Consider the following 20,296-nt stretch of genomic DNA (forward strand, 5'->3'; position numbering starts at 1 on the left):
GGCGGTGTTCTTGCTCAGGGTCAAGCGGTGGTCGGTGTTGAGACCGGAGACCTTCATGGGCACGATGCCCAAATCGGTGGTGGCCTGGGCGAAGGGCACCTCCTGGTACTCCACCGGATCGGAGCCCGGGATCGGCACCAGCACCGTCGCCACCGGCGCGCCGTTGAACTCTGCGGCGACGGCGGGCACCTGGAGGGCGGTCTCCAGCTCCAGATCCTGGGGATTGATGATCCAGCGCAGCACCTCGCCGGTGGCCTCGTCGATGATGCTCTGCACCAGCCCCCGGGGCACCCTTGCCTCCAACCGCGGATCCCGTGGCGGCAGGGTCCCCAGGCGGGCGGCGGCGACCCGATCCTCCTGTGGCTGAGGCAGGAAGCTCTGATCGAACTCCGGCCAGCCCAGAGGCCGCTTGCTCTCCCGGCCGGGGCCGAAGCTGATGGTGAAGGAGAGCACCCACCAGCTCACCCGCACCTTGCCGCCGGTGGGCGGTCCCCACAGATTGAGCTCAGCGCCAAGCTCGACGCTGAAGGTCTTGGAGACGAAGAGCAGGTCGACCTTGTAGGACGCCCCCACCCGGATGCCGATGAAGACATCGAAGTAGAAAGGCTTCCAGCTGATCAACATATCCGCCTGGGCGTTGAACCAAGCCTTGAGATTTCCCGCCTTGTATTGAGCCCGCAGGAAGCCGCCGGCCATCACCGCCGTGGGCACCAGGGCGAAATAGGCCCCGCCCTCGATGGTGACGCCGTATTGAGGCAGCAGCCAGGAGAAGCCCAGCCGTGGCTCGTCGGGGTAGTACTCCGGCGGGTCGAAGCGCGGATGATAGCCACCGAGGGTGATGACGAACTCGCCGGCGTGGGGGCTGGGGGGATACCAAATGAAGAAGGCGAAACCGCCGGTGAGCCGCGCCGCCTTGTCGATGACGTAGGAATTGGCGGAGAGGGCCGCCTCCACCGCCAGCAGCCCCTCGCTGGGCCGGAAGGCCACCAGCAGCGCCAGCTCGGCGCGAGCGATGGGGCTGTAGCTGTCGCCGCCGTCCACCGTCACCGGCAGCTCGATGGTGGCCATGCCCAAGAGATTGAGCTCGAAGTCGACGCCGAAGGTCACCGTCAGCAAGGCGAAGGCGTTGATCATCTGGAACGAGCTGAACTCGATCCCCGCCGCCAGCCAGTAAGCACCGCGCTCCGGCTCGGAGACCGTGGACAGCCGCTCCAGGGCCACGTCGGCGTTGTTGCCGGAGAAGTAGCTGGGATCCACCACCCCCTTGACGAAGGGGAAGTCGAAGATGTCCGCCGCCCGCCGGGGGGTGTCCAGGTTGCGGTTGAAGCCGAAGCCCCCGGCCAAGCCCTTGACGAAGAAGTACGGCGGCCCGCCGATGGGGACGCTGAGGGCGGCGAAGATGAACAGCGACGGCGTGTTCTGCCCGATGAGGCCGTAGGAACCGATGGCGGTGAGGGCGAACTTCGACGCCTTGATCATCCCCAGACCGGTGTAGACGATGACCTCCTCGCCGCCCACCTCCTTGGTGGTCTTGAGGAAGCCGCCGCTGATCTCCACCGGGCCGCCCTTGAAGCTCAGGTCGATGCCTTCCAGATCGAGGGTGTAGTTCTTGTAGTCCAGCGGAGTGGTGACCGGGATGCCCACCTTCAGGCGAATCAGCGTCAGGGCCAACCCGAGGAGCGAGACGTTGCCGTCGAAGCCCGCCAGCAGCCGCTTCTCCGGTCCCTCCCAGCCGAAGCCGATTTGCCGGCAGTGCACCGGTCCGAAGGCTCGCTGCATGGCCAGCCAGATGAAGTTGTCGTCGCAGCTGGTGGCGTCGTCGTCGCACAGCCGCACGAAGAGGTTGGTGTCGTTCTTCGGATCATGGACATAGCCCATGGCCATGGAGAAGGTGGGGTTGGTGGCCTGGGTGCTGTCGTCGTCCGGCGCCTCGCCGGTGGCCAGCAGATTCTCCGCCACCGGGTTGGTGTTGCCGGTCACGCCGTCGATGGTGTCCTTGCCCAGCGGCACGCCGATGCCCCCCACCTGGATCGCACCGCCCACCGACGTGTCGGAGAGCGAAGCGAAGTCCAGCGAGAGGTAGGTGCGGGGCTCGATGCTCCCCATCAGCAATCCCCTGTAGTCCACCAGCGGCTCGCCGTTGGCCCGGCGCACGTCGAGGCCGAGGCTCACCAGCTGCACCCGCGGATGGAACTCCGGTTTGGGCTCACCGGCGGTGGGGTTGCGCACCAGGAAGAAATACGCGCCGGCGGCGTCGAATTTCACCGCCGGATCGGAAGCCTGAATCCAATTGGTGGAGCTGCGCTCGTCCACCGAGAGGAATTTGCCCAGCTGGATCAGCACCTGGACGGTGCCGGCGGAGTCCTCCCCGTTGGCGGCGGAGCCGATGACCACGATGTCCGGGATGGTCACCCGCAGACCGTAATCCTTCTTCGCTCCACCCTCGGCGTCCTGGGCCTCGATGTAGATGCCGCCGTTCTCGCCGATGGCCAGTACCCGTTTGCCCGACAGACCCTCCAGCACCGCCAGGAAGAGGCGCTCGACGATCTGCAACGGGCTCAGCCGCTCACCGTCTTGATTGGTCCAGATGGTGATCAGGTCGTGGAGAGTGAACTTGGCGTCGGGGGGATCGCCGTCCTGAACCAGCAGACCCCAAGAGGCCAGGATCGGTCCCGGCGGCGGCGAGGTCGCATCGCTGGGCAGCAGCGGCGCGTTGAGCCACCCCGCCACCTGCTCCGTGGACAGCACCATGTCCGCCAGGAAGGGCACCAGGAAGTAGGTGGTGAAGGTGAGCAACCAATCCGTCGCCGGCACCGGCTGGGTCGGATTGTCGCCGTAGGCCAGGTAGGGCGGTGGTGGCAGCAGGCCGATGAGCAGATCAGTCTTGGCGCTGCCCTCTCCGAGGGGATAGAAGCGGAGGAAATATTGCAGATCGGAGGCGGTGCCGACGTCCAGGCCGAAGAGCAGCACCGGCGCCCCCGGCAGCTGCGCCGGCAGGATCTCGGCGTCCTTCGCCACTCCGATGTCCACCTGCAGGTCGAAGCGCAGCGGCGCCCCCACCTGCAGTGGAGTCTCGAAGCCGATGCCCGCGGAGCCCTGGAGCAACGCCCAATCCCGGGTCACCTTCGGCGCCACGAAGACGCCGAAGACGCCGTCCTTGGATCCCAGATCCACCGACATCTCCCCCAGCGCCGCCGGGAAGGCCGGCGTGTAGGTGATCACCGTGGCTCCCTGCTGGTAGCTGAAGCCCGGCAGGTTGAGGTAGTCCGGGCTCATCAGCTTGTCGATCTGCTCCAGGGTCGCCGGCAGCTTGTCGTCGCGGAAGAAGCTGATCAGCCAATCCAGGGGATCGGTGGACACCAGCTGGAAGGTGTCGTGGAGGGTCTGGACGCTGGTGATGCCGAAGAAATTCACCACCCCCATGACGTTGTCGGTGATGGTCACCACCGGCGACTGGGGATGCTCGGTCTTGAAGTCGTCGTAGAGCGTCACCAGCTGGCCGGTGGCGTAGTCCAGAATCGCGGTGATCCCCGCCTGGAACTGGCTCAAGCCTCCGAAAGGCACCAGCTCGACCCACTGACCCTCCTCCGGTGGGAAGCGAGTGCCGTTCAACGTACCCCACAGCCCGAGCTCGAAGCCGGCGTCGTAGGCGGTGCGGACGCTCAAGGTGGTGGGCCCTTCGGAGTCGAAGAGGAAGCTGGGAATGATCTCGCCGCTGACCTTCACTCCGGAGCCCTTGCCAAAGAGCAGCTGACCGCTCATCTCGATGCTCGGCGTGATCTCCACCTCCGCCGCCCGCACCATGGTCAGCTCGTCCAGGCCGTCACCGCTGAAGGTATAGCTCAGCCCCATGCCGAAGGCGATGCCCGGATCGCCGGAGGTGAAGCTCATGGAGGTGCCGTAGGGCAGGCCGGTGAGCGCCATGCCCGCCAGGTCGCCCTTGGACTCCTGCTCCAGGCGGATGCTGCCCGGACCGGCGACGCCGTCGGGACCGGGGACGGCGTAGAGCGCCTGGCCCACCTTCGCCAGGTCGAAGCCGCCCTGGCCGTTGCCCAGCACCGGCTCGCTCAAGATCCAATCGATGGGGTGAAGGAAGATCCCCGCCAGGCTCTGCACCTGATCCAGGCCGCCGTTGGCGCTGGGCACGGTGAGCCCCAGGCCCTGGAGGATGCGGTAAATCACCGGGTACTTCGCCTGCTGACCGTCGCCGATGGCGAAGTCGTTGATCAGCTGGCTGCCGATGGAGGACGCCAGCAGCACCGGCACCTGGAGCCCCAGCTGGGCCAGGTACTCCTGCACCGAGGTCTGATCCGGCAGCGGATAGAAAGCGATGGGCTCGAAGGGCGAGGGCACGCCGTTGATCTCGGCACCGGAAAGGCTCAAGGCCCACTGAGGGTCGATGCTCGCCAACGCCAGCTGCCGCCCGCGGGCGCGGGCCGCCCGGGCCTCCGCCAGATTGAAGATCATGTCGAAGCGCAGGTCCGCCCGCGCCTGGATCGACGTCAGCACCACCGACGCGGTAAGAGTCAGAGCCTGGAGGTTGAGGGTCAGGCTCGCGTCCACCTGCAGGTACTCGCCGATGTTGAGCAGCTTGTCCGCCGGGATGCGCAACGTGATGAGGGTGTTCTCGGAAATGGTCAGCGGCGCGTCGGAGAGCGGCGGTGGCGGCGCCGGCAGCTGGCTCAAAGCGCTCACCAGCGCCTGGCGCAGTCCGGGATCCGCCGGATCCAGGAGCGCCCGGCCCTGCTCCGAAAGGAAGGCCACCGGGTGCTGGATCAGCTGCACCCATTGGGTCAGCCGCAGGCCATAGCCGCCGGCTTGCTTCTCCGCCAGCCCCAGGGCCACCAGCAGATCCGGCAGCCCCGCCAGCGCCGCCGGCAGCTCGGCGCTCTCGAAGCCCAACAGCTGCGCCAGGTCGTTGTAGAAGCGGGAGAGCAGCTCGCCGTCCTGGAGCACCAGCTGCATGCGGCCGCCGAGGAAGGCTACCGGATCCGCCACCATGGCGCGCCAGGAGCCCAGGTTGATGCCGTAGGGCTCGCCCTCGCTCTCCGGCGCCTCCACCAGGGTGAGATCCTCCAGCACCGCCAGCAGGGGCTGGATTGCCGGCACCGCGCTCAGCGCCTCGGTGAGCTTGGTCATGGTGGCGTAGAGCAGGGTCTCCAGCACCTGCTCCTGCTCGTCGCCGCTGAGGGCTACCGTCAGGTCGAAGGTCTGGAGGGGCTCGCCGGCGCTGAAGCGGGAATCGTAGAGATTGACGATGGGGGTGACGCCGCCGGCGTCGACGAAGAAGCCCACCTCCGCGCTGCCCACCACCAGCCCGTTGGCCTGCACCAGCGGCTGGCCGGCGGTGGGGTTGGTGAGGGTCGCCACCAGGGTGCCCCGGGGCAGCTCCACCCCCGGCGTCCCCAGTACCGCGGCGCCGGAGGCCACCGAGACCTCCTGGAGGTCCACCCGCGCCGTGACCTCGAGCTTCACCCCGACGGCGGAAGAGCTCTCCGAGAGCATGGTCCGGCGAACGCCGAAACCCAGGGCCTGGGAGGCGCCCTCCCCGGCCATCCAAATCAATGGCTGAAGCTGCCAGAAGCGGTCCAGCTCCACCCACCACGGGTCCGCGTAGGTGCCCTCCGGCTGCGGATCGGGCACCGGCGGCAGCGTTTCGTCCACCGCCCAGCCGAGCATGCGCATCCACGGCACCGCGGTGGCGGCATCGCCGTAAACCGCCGCCAGCTGCTGGCGCAGCGAATCCCACGGATTGACGAAGAAGCCGCCGTCGGCCTCGTCGGACACCGCCAGCCGCGGCCAGTTGGGCGGCAGGGTGAGACCCTCCGGCAGGGCGAAGGGGTAGCCCCCGGCGGGGGGATCGTTGAACACCTTGGAGAGGTCCGGCAGCAGACCGAAGGCGGCGGTGAGGGCGACGCCGAAGGATCCGCCGTGGGAGAGCATCCATATGCCGGCGGCGTCGAATACGCCGCGGGTGAGCTGGCCCAGCACCTCGTCGGTCCACTCGGTGGTGAGGAAGCTGAAGCGGATATCCCCCAGCTCGTCCACCAACGCCTCGTTGGCGTAGAGCTTCACCGCCGCCACGGTGACGTGGTTGTAGAACGGATTCTGCGGCAGCTGGTCATTCTGCGCCGGCGGCGGCACCCGATTCCAGCCCAGATTGGCGGTGATCTCCTTCGCCTCGATGGCGACGCCGCCGAGGTTGGGCGTGCGTAGCGCAGTGCCGCCGGGGCCGGAGAGATGGAAGTCTGCCCGCGCCCCGGGCAGCCACAGGGTGCCCAGGGAGCCCTTCCCCGCCGCGTCCGGCAGGGCCATCTGAAGCAGGTCGGCGCGCAGCTGGAAGCCCAGATCCACCGCGCTCACCGGCAGCGGCACCTTGAAGGTCAGCGCCATGGCCACGATGGGTTTGTCGCCGATCTCGAGGTCGGCGCCGGGATCGAGGACCACCCACGACTGCAGGTAGGGAGACGGCGTCGAGGGGTCCGTGGAGAACATCTGGATCTCCCACGGATCCGCCTCGGTACCGGTACCGGTGGCCTTGCGGTCCTGGGCGCTGGGATCTCCCAACACCACCGCCACCTGCGGCAGCAGCTGCTGCCAGGCGGTCTTGCCGTCCACCTCGGTGGACAGACAGCGGGTGAAATAGCCGCCGAGGGCGGACAGGGGGTCGGCGATGATCGCCTCGATGCCCCCGGGGCCGAAGAGCAGCAGATCCACCGGCCAGGTTGCAGAGGTATACCCCGGCGGCACGGTGACCCCCAGGGTGGCGGCCATGCCCTTGGACATCTTCGCCGGCACCGAGTCGCCGGTGGCGGCGAAGAAGGCGTCGAGCTGGGTCTGCACCAGGCTCGCCATGACCTCGCCGGCGTTCTTCATCAAGTCGTCGAAATTGGTGAAGTCGATGGCGTCCCAGGAGCCGTAGGGAGTCTGGACCTCGGTGGCCATGAAGGTGGGATAAATGCCCTCTTCGCCGTCCCCTCCTTCCGGCTTGCGATAGCTGAAGCCTGCCTGGAAGCTGCCGATGGACACCACGTCCGTGGTCTCCGCCGGATCGCCGCTCGCGGTGAAGGCGGCGGTGGGATTGGCCAACACCACCAGGGCGCTGAAGGACGGGAAGGCCTTGGGTGCCGGCGGCGCCCCTCCGGCGCCGGGCAGCTTGAGGCGCATGAGCTCTGTGACGGCGTCGAGGCGCACCTCCACCGCCGGCTTGTCGTCCAGCGGCTGGAAGGCCTTGGGCGTCAGCCGCAGCCCGGGAAAGACCAGCAGATCCTTATTCGATTCCTGCACCTTGGTGGCGAAGGTGAAGGCGATGCCGACGCCGTTGTCAGCGACGGTGAGCAGCGGGATGGCGAAGGGGTCGGTGCGGGTGCCCTGACCGGTGATGTGGTCCGCTCCCTGAGCCGGGTCGATGCCCTGGAAGAATGCGTACCAATCCCCCAACCAGGTGCGGAAAGTGCCCAGGTCGGAGGCCACGGTGCGCAGCCAGCTGGCAAAGATCTCCGGCGCCTGGGAGGCGTCCGCCACCAGCTGATTCCAATCCACCGGCGGCACGTCGCCGATCAGCCCGAGGGTGCCCAGCAGGGCGTCGCCCATGTTGCGGAAGCGCTCCCGATTGGGCTCCGGCGCCAGCTGCACGATCTGCGAGACCAGCAGGTAGCTGGCGATGGACACCCACTGATCCGCCGGCGCCCCCAGCAGCGCGCCGACGCTGGTGTCCTTGGCCTCCTGCCGCGGCAGCTTGAGGTTGAGCAGCAGGATGTCGAGGCTGAAGGGATCGTCCGAGAAGCTGACGGTGGAGGCGACCTTGATGCCGTCGAAGGTGATCTCCCCGGTGCCGAAGACGCCGTCCGCCTTGAGCACGTCCACCCCCAGCTCCACCGGAAACGCCGGGTCTCCCAACACGAAGGTCTGGCCGTCCACCGGCGGCATGATCAGCAGCGGGAAGTAGATGTAGGGGCGAATCTCCACCCCTTCCACCAGGAAGGCGTGCATGGCGCCGAGGCCGAGGATGGTGATCTGCTCGTCGCCCTCGCCCTTCTCCTCGCTCACCAGATAGAGCCCGGTGGCACTGTCGGAGGAGCTGTCGCCGTCGCCTTCCTCCTCCTTCAACGGATTGTCGATGGGATACCACTGACGGCCTTCCACCTGGTTCGGAATGCCCAGGGAGTCGCCGGTGACCTGGCCCATGACCTCGCCGAAGAGCTGCAGCAGCCGCTGCCGCTGCTCCGGATCGTGGGGCAGATCCTGCAGCGAGGCCACCGGGTTCTCGAACCAGTCCAGCTGGACGGTGTACGAATCACCGTCCAGGACCAGCAACCCGGCCACCTCCCCCAGCAGACCCACCAAAGGATCGAGGGCGTCACGAGGGATGGTGACGGTAGCGGCCTCGGGGCCGTCGTCAGCGTTGTAGAGGGAAAGCGCGGAAGTGTTGGCAGTCACCCTGGTGGCTCCCCATTTGTCGTTCCCGTTCCTGGATGAATCACAGCACCAGCGCCCATCGCTGATCCTGGATTCGTTTGTCGTCAGGCTCGGTGAGACAAACAGGCAGCCCCAAAGGAGGCCGCAAATTGTACTTCTCGGAGTGTGAGGCGCCCTGACCCGGGAAAGCTCCCCTGGAGACTTGCGTCCCGCTCAGGAATTGCGAAATCCCGTGAGGCTCGACTCACAGCATCCGTGAATTGAAGAAACTATAGCACGAGCTTTTCGGTGCTTGTCCAGAACTAAGTTTCGCCGACACACGAATGCGACAGGCTTCGAGAACCCTGGGCGCCGCCTTCGAAGCGGCGCTAAGAGGCCACTCGGCGACGCCGCAGGACGACCGCCGCGCAGGCGATGAGGAGCGCCAGCAGGGCCAATCCAGCGGGGCCTAGGGCGGGAATGGCGACGCCGCCGGGGAGCACTTCGACGGCGGCGGTGACGGTTTCGCAATCCACCGTCGCGTCGACGTCGGCGGGTCCGGGGTTGGGGCCGGCCACGAAGCTCGCTTCGGCGATGCCGTCCATCGTCCCCACCATGCTCGGATTGACGATGCCGAGGGTGGCGCTGAAGAGCACCGGGATGTCGTTGGGCACGTGGCCCAGGCCGGAAGTGTCCATGCCGTCGGAGTTCATGGTCAGATCTGCGGTGATCAGTGAGCTGGTGCCGCCGGGGGCAGAGGGCGGGTCGGCGCTCACTTCGAGCACCAGCCACGGGTCGAAATCCGGATCCTCCGGCCCCTTGAAGGTGTCGCAGGCCATGTCCAAGGGCCCACCGTTGCAGCACCACCAATTGTTCTCCGCCAGCACCCCCGGCGCGGTGCTGCCCATGCCGAAGTTGTTGTTGAAGAAGCGGTTGAAAGAGGCGGTCACCGCCGAGGTGTCGCCGTCGAAGCCCACTTGCAGGCCGCGGTCGTTGTCCTCGAAGTCGTTCTCCTCCACCGTCGCTGCGGTGCCGGGACCGAAGAAGGTGGTGACCAACATCCCCGCCGACCGGGAGCCGTCGGAGCTGGCGACGCCGCGGGCATCGGTGAAGCGGTTGCGCTGCACCGTGGCGACAGCCCCGGCCCCCACCTCGACGCCGTAATCGAGGAAATCGCCGTCCCCCTTGCCGGTGAACACGCTGTCCTCCACCACCGCACCGCTGACTCCAGCGCCGAAGAGCAGAATGCCCACTCGGCCCACGGTCTCGAAGCTGCACCGCCGCACGTCCACGGCGCCACCGAAGGCGACGATGGCGGTGCCGGCGTAGGTCGGTCCCGAGGGGTTGAATTGGATGTCCCGGAAGGCGCAATCTGCGAAGCTGCCGGTGCCGCGGTGACGGAAGGCCTGGTGCACCATGAAGCCGTTGCCGTCGAAGGTCAGTCCCTCGACCGTCAGGTCGACTCCGGTCTCCACCAAAAACCAGGCCCGGGCGTCGCCGGCGCTGCCGGTGTCCACCGCCATCAACACCTCCTCGGTGCCGGTGGCCCCCCGCAGGGTCAGGCTACGATCCACCAAAATCTGCCCCTCGACCAGGCTGGGCACCGTCACCTCCAAGGTCTGCCCGGCGACGGCGGCGTTGATGGCGTCCTGGATAGTCGGGAAGCTCATCGCCGTATCGACATTGAGCACCGCGCCCCCCAGCCCCGCACCGTCCCCCCGCAGTCCCTGAAAAACGCCGTCGGAGCTGGCGCCGGGATGGGAGGGTTCGATGGCCGCCGCCGTCGTCGCCGGCAGCATGGCGAGCAGCCACGCTCCGGCGAGGACGGCGGCAGCGCGGGACATCTGAAGAATGGTTGGAGCGAAGCGGTGGAACCCTGAAAACATCTTGCCTCCCTGCGAGCCCGGCACAGATGTTCGCAACGGGCTCAGAATAAACGCTGTTCAGCGATTCAGGATACTGCGAGAAGCATCAGGAAAACGTCGGGAGGATCCGGCAGGCCTCTGCCGGGGGTCACCAGCTGCTGGACGCCCCGCCGCCCCCAAAGCTGCCGCCACCGCCGGAAAAGCCGCCGCCTCCTCCGCTGGACCACCCACCGCCGCCGCTGGACCAACCGCCGCCGGAGATGAAAGGACCGCTCCAGGCCCCCTTGTCCGCAAAGCGCTTGCCGGCGCCGGTCTTATGGAACCAGAGCCAGAGCACCGGGAAGACCAACAGCCACGCCACCAATGCGATGAGCCCCGCCGGTGGGCCGAGGAGAGCCTGCGGGAAGAAGTACCAGAAAGGCATGAGGAAGAAGAAGAGCACCACCGCCGCGCAGCCGCGGGAGAAAATCGCCGAGAGAGAAAAAGTGCCGACGGTGAGCAGGAAGACCAGTAGGCCACCGATCTGAGCGCCGCCCCGCAGCCCCGGGAAGTCCGCCACCCGTTCCGGCAGTGCGTCGGAGCGCCCTTCCACCAGCCCCACCACCGCGCTCACCCCCTTCTCCACCCCACCACCGAAGTCGCCGGCGCGGAAACGCGGTGCCACGATCTCATTGAGAATGCGGCTGCTCAGGGCGTCGGTGACCATGGGTTCGAGGCCATAGCCCACCTCCAGGCGCATCTTGCGGTCATTCTGGGCCACCACGAAGAGAATGCCGTCGTCCACCTCGCCCCGGCCCAGCCCCCAGGTCTCCGCCACTCGCCAGCTATAGCCCTCGATATCCTCGCCGTCCAGGCTGTCCACCGTCAGCACCACCACCTGAGCGCCGGTGCTCTCTTCCAGCGCTTTCAGCTGGGTGGTGATGCGGGCCTCCACGTCCTCGGAAAGCATCTGGGCGTAGTCGTTGACCCGCCCGGTGAGGAAGGGCACCTCCTCCTCCGCGGCGAGGGTCAGCGCCCCGAGGCAGAAGACCCCGAGCAACAGCCACAGCAGCGCCAGCCGCTCCAAAGCAGCGCGCCTGAGGATCCCGCTAGTCATCCCGCACCCGCAGATGGTCCGACAGCTCGTCTTCATCGTCGGGCTGGATGGCGACCCCCTTCTCCTCCAGCAGCTCTCCCACCGCGTCGATGGCCTCGATCAGGGCCTCCGCCGCCCGTCCCTGACGAATTCCTACCGCCAACCGCGCCGCGATGCCGCTCCAATCCCCCGGCTCCACCTGGGCGTTGATGCCACTATCCCCCAAGACCACCACCTGATGCTCGAAAAGGGCGAGGAAGATCAGCACACCGGTGCGGTCCCGGGTGGCGAAGACCTCTTCTTCCACGAAGGCCTCCACCGCCCGCTGGGCCACCCGCCGCTCGATGACGTCGGAGGAAATCAACCGCCGCCGCAGGGAGGGAATCCACAGCGGCAGCAGATACCCCACGATGGCCGCCGCCACCACCGGCAGGGTCACCCACAGCACTCCCAGGCCACCCCAGAAGGCGCCCTGGTAGTGGATCAGCCCGGAGAACACCGCCGCCGTCAGCCCGCCCAAGGTGGCGAGCTTCCAGCCCGCCTCCTCGTAAGGATCGCAGCGCTCCACCACGTAGGGGACGATCTCCCCGGAGGTGCGCTCCTCCGCCGCCCCGGTCGCCGCTCGGATGGCGGCGCGGTCGTCTTCGCTGAACAGGCGCTGGATGCCTCGGGCCACGAATCGCTCCTCAGACTCTTCCTAGAACTGCACTTCCGGCGCCTTCTCCGCCCCCGCATCGGCGGCGAAGTAGGGCTTTTCTTCGAAGCCCATGACGTTGGCGATCAGATTCATCGGGATCTTACCCCGCAGGGTGTTGTACTCCCGCACCGCCTCGTTGAAGCGCCGGCGCTCGACGGAGATGCGGTTCTCCGTGCCCTCCAGCTGGCTCTGCAGATCGCGGAAATTCTCCGTCGCCGTCAGCTCCGGATAGTTCTCCACCACCACCAACAGCCGCGACAGCGCCGAGCTCAGCTCGCCCTGGGCCGCCTCGAAGGATTCGAGCATCTGCTCCGTGGGAGCGCCCTCGATCTGGATGTTGCCCACCCGCGAGCGCGCGTCCACCACCGCCTGCAGGGTCTCGCTCTGGAAGTCCGCGGCGCCCTTCACCGTCGCCACCAGATTGGGCACCAGATCCGCCCGCCGCTGGTAGGCGTTCTGCACCTGGGCCCAGGCGGCCCCGACGTTCTGCTGGTGGGTGATCAGCTGGTTGTGGCCTCCCACCATCATCAAAAAGCCCACCACCAGGCCGATCATCACGAAGGCTCCACAGCCCAAAAATAAGAAGGCTTTGCTGCTCATCCTGATCCTCCATCCATCCCGCGCCGCCGCGGGAAGGCCATCATGCTTGCATCGAGTTCCAAACTCCCCTCCACTTTCGCCCCTCGAAGTATAGCGAGTCCCAGGACCGCACCGAACCGCCTTCCCCCACATTGACCACCACGGTCCATGGCCTTACAGTGATCCAAATTCACACGCCATGATCGCCCAGGAGATCCCCATGCACCTTCTCCGCATCCTTCCCTCCTCCCTCTCGGCCGGGTCCAGGCTCTTCTCTGTTTGCACAGCTCTACTCCTCGTGAGCGCCCTCGGCGTGCTGCCGGCGACCGCCAATTCGGGGGAAGCCAGTTCGGGGGAAGCCAGTTCGAGGGAAGCCAACGCTGTGGAAGCTAGCGCGGAGAAAGTTGCCACCGCGGAGATCTCCGAGCTGGTAAAGCGCATGGGGCGCATCGGCTCCGCAGCCTCGCCGAGCTTCTCCCCGGACGGCCAGTGGGTGGCCTTCGTCACCGGCCTCAGCGGCAGCCCGCAGATCTGGAAGGTACCCGTCGAGGGCGGCTTCCCGCGGCAAATCACCGCCTTCGACGCCCAGGTCCAGGGCGCCCGCTGGTCCCCCACCTCTGATTGGATTGCCTTCAACCTCGCCCCCGGCGGCAGTCTCGCCGGCGAGGTGTGGATCGTCCGCTCCGACGGCACCGAAGCCCAACGCCTGTTGGGAGGGGACGGCACCAGCAACCGGGTCAGCGGCTGGACCGATGACGGCACCCACTTGTTGGTCAGCTCCAACCGCCGCGATCCCAGCGCCCCCGACCCCTACCTCCTGGAGGTCGCCACCGGCGAGCTGACGCGCTTCAGCGAAGCCTCCGGCTTCACCTTCCTCACCGACGTCAGCCCGGATCGCCAACGGGCGGTGCTCTGGCGGATGGAGAACCGCAGCAGCAACGACCTGCTGCTGGTGGACCGTTCCGCCGACACCGCTGTGGGCTCCCCCGAGGCTGCTGCCGAGGACGACTCCAGCGACACCCCCGACAGCGCTCCCGACAGCGCCTCCGCCCGAGAAATCGTCCTCACTCCCCACGAGGGCCCCGGATCCTTCGGCGGCGGCCAGCTCACCCCCGACGGCCGGGCCGTCTATCTCACCACCAACCAGGACCGCGACCTCCAGGCCTTCGCGCGCCTGGCCCTCACCGAGACCGGGGAGCCGGACCAGCTGATCATCCTGGCCGAGCGCGACGACGCCGAGCTCGACACCTTCGTCCTCAGCCCCGACGGCTCGCGCATTCTGCTGCTGTGGAATCAGGCCGGGCGTAGCCAGTGGGAGCTCCTCCAGGTCACCCCCGACGGCCAGCTGGACGGCAAGCTTCTCCTCCCCGAACCCCCGGCGGAGATCCTCTCCGGCGTCCAGTTCTCCCGGGACAGCCACCACCTGGTCTTCAACGCCTCCGGCGCCGCCGCGCCATCGGACATCTGGACCCTCGACCCCTCCTGCGGCTGCCTAAACCAGCTCACCTTCAGCCCCCACGCCGGCGTCGATCTCGACCAGTTGGTGCGCCCGGAGCTGGTCCGCTACCCGGCCCACGACGGCCTCGAGCTCACCGCCTGGCTCTACCGGCCGCCGGGAGTCACCGGCCCCGCCCCCTACGTCCTCGCCTTCCACGGCGGCCCGGAAGGCCAGGAACGCCCCTATTTCCGCTCGACGTTCCAGGCCCTCCTCAGCCAAGGCATCGGCGTCCTCGGCACCAACGTCCGAGGCTCCTCCGGCTTCGGTAAGCGCTTTGTGAACCTAGACAACGGCAAGCTCCGCTTCGACGCCATCCGCGACATCGAGTCCAGTACCCGCTACCTCACCCAAGCCGGCATCGCCGACGCCGACCGCCTGGGCATCATGGGCGGCTCCTACGGCGGCTACATGACCATGGCCGGCCTCACCTGGTACCCGGACCTCTTCGCCGCCGGCGCCAATCTCTACGGCGTGGTGAATTTCGAAACCTTCTTCGAGCACACCGAGCCCTATATCGCCGCCATCTCCAAAATCGAATACGGCGACCCCGACACCCAAGCCGACCTCCTCCGCGACCTCTCCCCGATCCACAAAGTCGACCAAATCACCGCCCCCACCCTCGTCCTCCACGGCGCCAACGACACCAACGTCCCCGTCGTCGAAGCCGAACAAGTCGTCGACAACCTCCAACGCCGCAACATCCCCGTCCGCTACGTCCTCTTTCCGGACGAAGGGCACGGTTTTCGGGATACGGAGAATCGGGTGACTTCGACGGTGGAGGTTGTGCGGTGGTTTGGGGAGTGGTTGGGGGCGGGGGGCAGCCATCGGAGCAAGCATCGGCGGCCACCGGGCGCTGAGGTGGGCGGGGGGCGAACGGTTCTGCCGGTAAGCGGCGGCGCCGGCGGCTAGGTGTCATTTTTTTCTCCGCCAGACTGGCCAGGTACGGCGCTGTGTACACAAACTCAAGCACAGCGCGCGCCAGTCGCTCGACAACAGTAACGTCTTCCGCGGTGAGCGATCCGCTGCCTGCATGGGCGCCAACATTGCGGAACTTTCGTACCCCCTGCGCAACTCTGACAATCGTCTCAGGAATCTCATCCCTTGAGCCAAGGTCCGCGATCTGCTCATAGAGTGTCTTGCCGGATACCTTGCGATCCCGGCACACCGTCTCCAAAACCCTCCCGAGCAGCACGGAATAGGCATTGGGGGACGCAGATCGAACCATCAACGCCTCCTGGTATGCGTTTCGTACCGTCGGCGGCAGGCCATCAGGGATCTCCGGTGGCCTCGGATACACAATCGTGCCCAGAACCCCTTCGGGGTCATCGCCCTGCTCCGTGATCGCCTCGACATGCCAGTCATCCCACGCTATCAAACGTAAGTTGATTCCCTGGCATGCGGGGCACTTCAGAAGGTCGTAGTCTTCACCCACATCGACTGGAGGGCCATTCGGATCGATGAGAGTCCGGCTCTCTTCGTGGCTCGCCATGACGTGCATAAGAGTTCGATTGCCGCAGTGGCCACAGGCGATCACCCCTGCTGTTAACTCCGGTCTCTTCGCCTTGCTCACGAGTGGCACCTAACGCCAGGCGATGAGCGACGGCCCGCCGCTCGCTCGATCGCTCGGGTTGGGCGGCGGCATCCAATGAGCCAGTGCCGCAGAAACACCATTAGTCGCCACCTTTAGACCTCTGCGCCAGCAGCCGCTCTAGGGAGTTCGGCCCTTCTTCAGGAAATGAGACTTGCTCGGCGCCAAGCGCCTGAGCCAGCAATGCTAAGTCGCTTGGATACTCAGTGCCTAGCAATAGCATAATATCTACCCGACTTGAATAGAAACTAAACATGCGGCTAGAGTAGCGATAAGCCGAAACGAACACCTTCACAAGGAAGATCAAGAGCAAAATTGACCCAATCCTAGTCGTCGTGGTTGCGATCAGGCGGCTCTTGTCTTCAATGAGCTTCATTGAGACCTGGAGCGGTATCGCCTGCAGGTTTGCGATCTGAGAATCGATCTTGTCAGTCTCAATCTTTGATATGGCCTCTGCTACCTGCGGTTCAAGCCTACCCCAAGCCAGGTCATCAGCGATCCTCTCAAACCCATAAGCAAGAGAAGAGCTTGCATCTGACATATCATCGACCATCTCTTCAAGAAGATCAGTGGCCTGAGCCTCTTCCTTGGCCACCAGATGCCCAGAATAAAGGAACAGCGCAATGCCGGCGACCGAGGCCAGTATTGACAGTGAAAGGAAAGAGATCGCTTGAAATTGGTAGATTTGAGCTCGATTTTCAAGACGGCTTGTGACCGTCGTCACGATCTCGGGACCCGACACCGTAAGATCGATCTTGCTGGCGGGTTGAAACAGGTCTGAGAAGTAGTCGAAGGCCCTTTGCGCGGAGCCAGTAAATACTGAATACGAAAATGCAAGCCAGATGCCTGCTAGGGCCACCACCACAGCAACCAGGTTCCAGCGGTGCCTTGGGCGCAGCGATGCTTCGAAGTCCTGCATCTCTTCCCGAAGGATTACAGCAATTTCCTTACCGACTTGATTCAGGTCCACCGACTCTTCGCTCTCGCCGAGAGCATCGTCCAGCAGGCCACGACTAGCAAGATGATCCAGGGCCGATGTCGCGCTCTCGACGAAGGCGGCGATCTGAGCGCGAGAGAGTTCGGCACTGTTGATTCGCCAAATTCCAATCGCAACAGCGATCAGACCAGCGATCAGAATCAGAGTCAGATTCCGCACATTACTCTTGGCACGCATTCAAGCGAGCCTCGTTTGAGTCTGGTATCTGGTCTTCGGACCTTGGCTCATGTACACATCGGGTCCTCTAAGAACGTGACGGTTTAGGGCTATGGCCGCACGGGAGAACTGAGCTGGCGCGCTTGCGCGTCCGCTCCAGTTAAGTGTTGTGCGTTGTTGCCGCATTGCGGTCACTTCAGATTTACTCTCCCCGCGGCGACTCTCTCGATCGTCTCCTGGCTCCTAGCCTCTGATGCCTCGATTTCCTGCTTCAAAAGACGCTCCTCTTCGACCAGAGCAGCTTCGAACTTCTTGGAGCGCTTCGTTGAACGATCTATGGCCCCAAAGAGCCGGAGAGCGATGGGCTTAGACTTCGCGTGCACCCTGACCGTAGTCAGAAGTTGGAATGCCCGAGACTCTGCCTCTTCGAGGAAACCCATTAGCGCCACAGTGTTCTCTTTGACACGGTCAATGTTCCCTCGAACCGTGTCGTAATCGGGCTTCGAACCCGGCACCGTTGCAGTCGCCTGCGCGTAGTGACCGCCTAGAGCTTCAAGCGATTGATTCAGTCTCTCGAGATCAATCTGCAGTTCGGCGAAATCGTTAACGAGGTCAATGTCGGAAAACTCCAGTGCGAGATTCGATTCTAGGGGGAAAGGCGGGAATTGATTCGCAGAAGCCCTGATCGTCACATTGGTGCCATCTCGCTCAACGGCAACGGTCTGAATGAAGCCCTTAGCGAGATAGATGTTGTCCGAGATTCTGACCAGGAGCTGATTCAGGTAGTGCTGCGCTTTGACAAGGGCATTGTAATGCCGGGACTGAAGCCGGTCCATGCGATCCAAGATCTGGCCAACGCGCACAAAGATGAAGGAGAAAGCAGCGCCGCAGAAGGCGGCCCCTAGTATGTTGAAGGCGGTCGGGTCCGTGTCACGCAGAGACAGGCCGACGAATACGGCAACCACTGACGTGGCCACAACAAGAAGCACCAGTGATATCGTGGCGAGCTTCATTCTTTATCTTTCAGGTCGGAGGTGCTGTAGAGTTCCATCATGCATTGGGTCGTACCACGACGCACAACATTAAGCGCTCTATGTGACATCACCGCGCTCCTGCCCCTCTACTCATCCCATCTCCCGATGTCAAATAGAGCGCGGTTGGACGAAACTGCGGCCCGACCGGCTGGGCCGACTATGGGGATTCAATGGGTCTCTGCGACAGGCGGAGAGCAGGGCGCGCGGTCGCAGGAGCCTGCCAGGGGCTCGCGACTCTCTTCTCGGGTATTGCTTCACGGCCACCTCCGGATCGCGAATCGGTACTTTGACGAGTTATATAGTGAAATCATACCGCAAGTTGCGGCTACAGGCGGAGTCCTCCTTGCGTCCGTAAGTACGGAACTCTCGACGCAACGCACGGGGTAACTTCAAGCAGCTCGGCACGGTGGGGCTCTCTCCCGGGTCAGAGTCTTGGGAGCTTCCGGGTTACTGATCCGCTCCACGATCCGTAGTTTTCCCTCCACAGAGCGGGCAGTCCGGGACCGCGGTAAGGTCTCCTGCAGGGCACCTCCTTCTTCGAGCAGACTGATCCTCACCTCTCTCCCATCCACAAAGTCGACCAACTCACCGCCCCCACCCTCGTCCTCCATGGCGCCAACGACACCAACGTCCCCATCGTCGAAGCCGAACAAGTCGTCGATATCCTCAAACGCCGCAACATCCCCGTCCGCTACATCCTCTTCCCCAACGAAGGGCACGGCTTCCGGAACACGAAGAATCGGGTGACTTCGACGGTGGAGGTGGTGCGGTGGCTTGGGGAGTGGTTGGGGGGGGCTACGGCGAACGCAAAATAAAGGCTCATCGTGTAGCGTAGACAGAGAGAAGCCCGCGATCCTTTGGTTGCTGCCCTTGCACAAAATCTTCCACTCAAGGATCAATACCCCCCCCCTCCGTTCCTCGTCCACGAAAATGCGCACTAGCCAAAAAGCTCCAACTGGTCCCTATCCAGCGACTCTCTCTTTGGAAAAATCGCAAGCCTTAAGAAAGGGGCCATTAGCGGATCAGCAAACCTAACTTCATCCTTATTCCGACTTATGTAGACCAGGTGTCTTTCTTGCTGCAGCCTCAACAGCATGTCATTAAACTCCCCAGGATTTACGCCATTTTTCTTAAGACGATTCCTTAGCTCTGCGCGAGTGACCCCCCTATCTATGCTAATTCGAGCCAGCATCCTGACCAACGCCATCTCTCCCTCGCCCAGCTTTAGCATAGCCTCTCTATATTTCCGCAGCTCCGATCGAAAAGCTCGCTGCACGGATCGACGCATTGCGTTCTCGTAGTCCACCATCTCAACCAACCGGCCTTCCCCGGCCCGCCGAGTCATCGCATCAAGGCACTCCAGACCAACCAGGTGCACGAAATAAGGATAACCCCCTGAGTTCATAATTATCGATCTCTTCACCTGAGGAAGAAATTCAAAACCGAGACTCTGCTCGGCCTGCGAGAGAAAATCTGCAACATCCTCACGGCGTAATGGACGCAAATATATCTCCCGAGCACTCCGCTCGATGCTTTCATGGCGCCCAAGCAAAGCTTGAGCAGAGTGCGACACGCCAACAACCACAAGCCTGCTATCACAATCAAGACTATTATCGGCAAGAGTCTTTATTAGCTCAGCAGTAGCCCCATGAAATTCTCTATTCTTCCTCGAACCAACCACATCATATTCATCAAGAATGATAACAATTTTCTCTGGGTGCTTCCGGAGCAAACGATAGAAAGTCCATGGGTCAATCTCATTGGCCCAGAGTGGCTTTCTCGTAGTATCCGTCTTTGAGGCTCGGGTGGCCCTTGCGCCAACTCCGAAGGGAGCGCCCTTACCCTCAAAGGATCTAACCGCTGAATCCCTCACCTCAACGGAAGAAATATCTAACCCAATCTCCTCAAGAGTGTTTCGAGCAAACTCATCGAAGGAGATTCTTGAGTTGCAGGTCACAAATACGGACTTGACACCCTGATTTGTGAAGGCTTGCCGTACAAGGGAGGTTTTTCCGACACCTCTATTACCGATCACAATTGGATGGTGCCCACGGCGTTTGATCGCCCTTTCCAAGTCGCTAAGCTCTTGATCTCGACCAAAAAAGAATCTCCCATTCTCCATCGGTGCACCAGGAGTAAAGACCTCGTCATAGTCGTCAAAATCTAGAATCGCCCTAAGCACTGAATCTCCTTTGATTGTGACCCAACCAGCTGCCAGAGGGAAATGCGCGGCCAAGGAGAACCAGCCGGCAAGTACCTCCAGTTCGCCGAACATACTGTCCACCAGAGTAGTCTTGAACTGATTGCGCTCGACTCCTAAGTCAGCTTGGCAGTTCCACGGATAGCCCCGATGTCTTACCTATCCCTAGAATTAGTTCCACTACGATGCCAAAGAGAGACAAGAAATTGA

10 protein-coding genes are annotated in these 20,296 nt (G+C 64.0%); 2 read left to right on the forward strand and 8 right to left on the reverse strand.

From position 1 onward, the window contains the following. From SX243_05315 to SX243_05335, 5 genes are all read right to left on the reverse strand, one after another. On the reverse strand, nt 1–8,439 hold an 8,439-nt coding region (locus SX243_05315), incomplete at its 3' end, for a DUF6603 domain-containing protein (GenBank protein ID MDY7092378.1). 347 nt (nt 8,440–8,786) lie between these two features. Continuing rightward, nucleotides 8,787–10,283: a right-handed parallel beta-helix repeat-containing protein gene (locus tag SX243_05320; GenBank protein ID MDY7092379.1), complete on the reverse strand. Its 1,497-nt coding sequence runs from the start codon at nt 10,281–10,283 to the stop codon at nt 8,787–8,789. A 127-nt stretch (nt 10,284–10,410) separates the two neighbouring features. Then, nucleotides 10,411–11,358: a TPM domain-containing protein gene (locus SX243_05325; GenBank protein ID MDY7092380.1), complete on the reverse strand. Its 948-nt coding sequence runs from the start codon at nt 11,356–11,358 to the stop codon at nt 10,411–10,413. After that, nucleotides 11,351–12,013 carry a hypothetical protein gene (locus SX243_05330; protein ID MDY7092381.1) on the reverse strand — a complete coding sequence of 221 codons (663 nt, stop codon included), beginning with the start codon at nt 12,011–12,013 and terminating at the stop codon, nt 11,351–11,353. The genes SX243_05325 and SX243_05330 overlap by 8 nt, the downstream gene beginning before the upstream one ends. A 21-nt stretch (nt 12,014–12,034) precedes the next feature. Then, entirely contained in the window at nt 12,035–12,634 is a 600-nt protein-coding gene (locus SX243_05335; GenBank protein ID MDY7092382.1) for a LemA family protein, read from the reverse strand. 361 nt (nt 12,635–12,995) lie between these two features. Here SX243_05335 and SX243_05340 point away from each other — a divergent pair, with 361 nt between their 5' ends. After that, nucleotides 12,996–15,020: a S9 family peptidase gene (locus SX243_05340; protein ID MDY7092383.1), complete on the forward strand. Its 2,025-nt coding sequence runs from the start codon at nt 12,996–12,998 to the stop codon at nt 15,018–15,020. Nucleotides 15,021–15,781: 761 nt separating this feature from the next. Here the strand turns inward: SX243_05340 and SX243_05345 are convergent. Beyond that, nucleotides 15,782–16,873 (reverse strand): hypothetical protein, encoded by a 1,092-nt coding sequence (locus SX243_05345; protein ID MDY7092384.1) that lies wholly within the window; start codon nt 16,871–16,873, stop codon nt 15,782–15,784. Between the two features lie 170 nt (nt 16,874–17,043). Further along, nucleotides 17,044–17,865: a hypothetical protein gene (locus SX243_05350; GenBank protein MDY7092385.1), complete on the reverse strand. Its 822-nt coding sequence runs from the start codon at nt 17,863–17,865 to the stop codon at nt 17,044–17,046. A 587-nt stretch (nt 17,866–18,452) separates the two neighbouring features. Here SX243_05350 and SX243_05355 point away from each other — a divergent pair. Next, a complete protein-coding gene (locus SX243_05355; GenBank protein ID MDY7092386.1) occupies nt 18,453–18,701 on the forward strand; it encodes a prolyl oligopeptidase family serine peptidase in 249 nt (82 codons plus the stop codon). 122 nt (nt 18,702–18,823) lie between these two features. On the opposite strand, the gene SX243_05360 is transcribed toward SX243_05355, so the two are convergent. Continuing rightward, nucleotides 18,824–20,161, reverse strand: coding sequence for an ATP-binding protein (locus tag SX243_05360; GenBank protein ID MDY7092387.1), 1,338 nt, complete (start codon nt 20,159–20,161; stop codon nt 18,824–18,826). Nucleotides 20,162–20,296 lie beyond the last annotated feature (135 nt).

It is taken from the genome of Acidobacteriota bacterium, from assembly GCA_034211275.1.
Taxonomy (GTDB): Bacteria; Acidobacteriota; Thermoanaerobaculia; order Multivoradales; family JAHZIX01; genus JAGQSE01.

Excerpts from the sequence above, each read along its gene's own strand:
- SX243_05345 (MDY7092384.1), bottom strand. The coding sequence starts at position 16,873 with ATGCGTGCCAAGAGTAATGTGCGGAATCTGACTCTGATTCTGATCGCT.
- SX243_05325 (MDY7092380.1), bottom strand. The coding sequence starts at position 11,358 with ATGACTAGCGGGATCCTCAGGCGCGCTGCTTTGGAGCGGCTGGCGCTG.
- SX243_05360 (MDY7092387.1), bottom strand. The coding sequence starts at position 20,161 with ATGTTCGGCGAACTGGAGGTACTTGCCGGCTGGTTCTCCTTGGCCGCG.
- SX243_05350 (MDY7092385.1), bottom strand. The coding sequence starts at position 17,865 with ATGAAGCTCGCCACGATATCACTGGTGCTTCTTGTTGTGGCCACGTCA.
- SX243_05335 (MDY7092382.1), bottom strand. The coding sequence starts at position 12,634 with ATGAGCAGCAAAGCCTTCTTATTTTTGGGCTGTGGAGCCTTCGTGATG.
- SX243_05320 (MDY7092379.1), bottom strand. The coding sequence starts at position 10,283 with ATGTTTTCAGGGTTCCACCGCTTCGCTCCAACCATTCTTCAGATGTCC.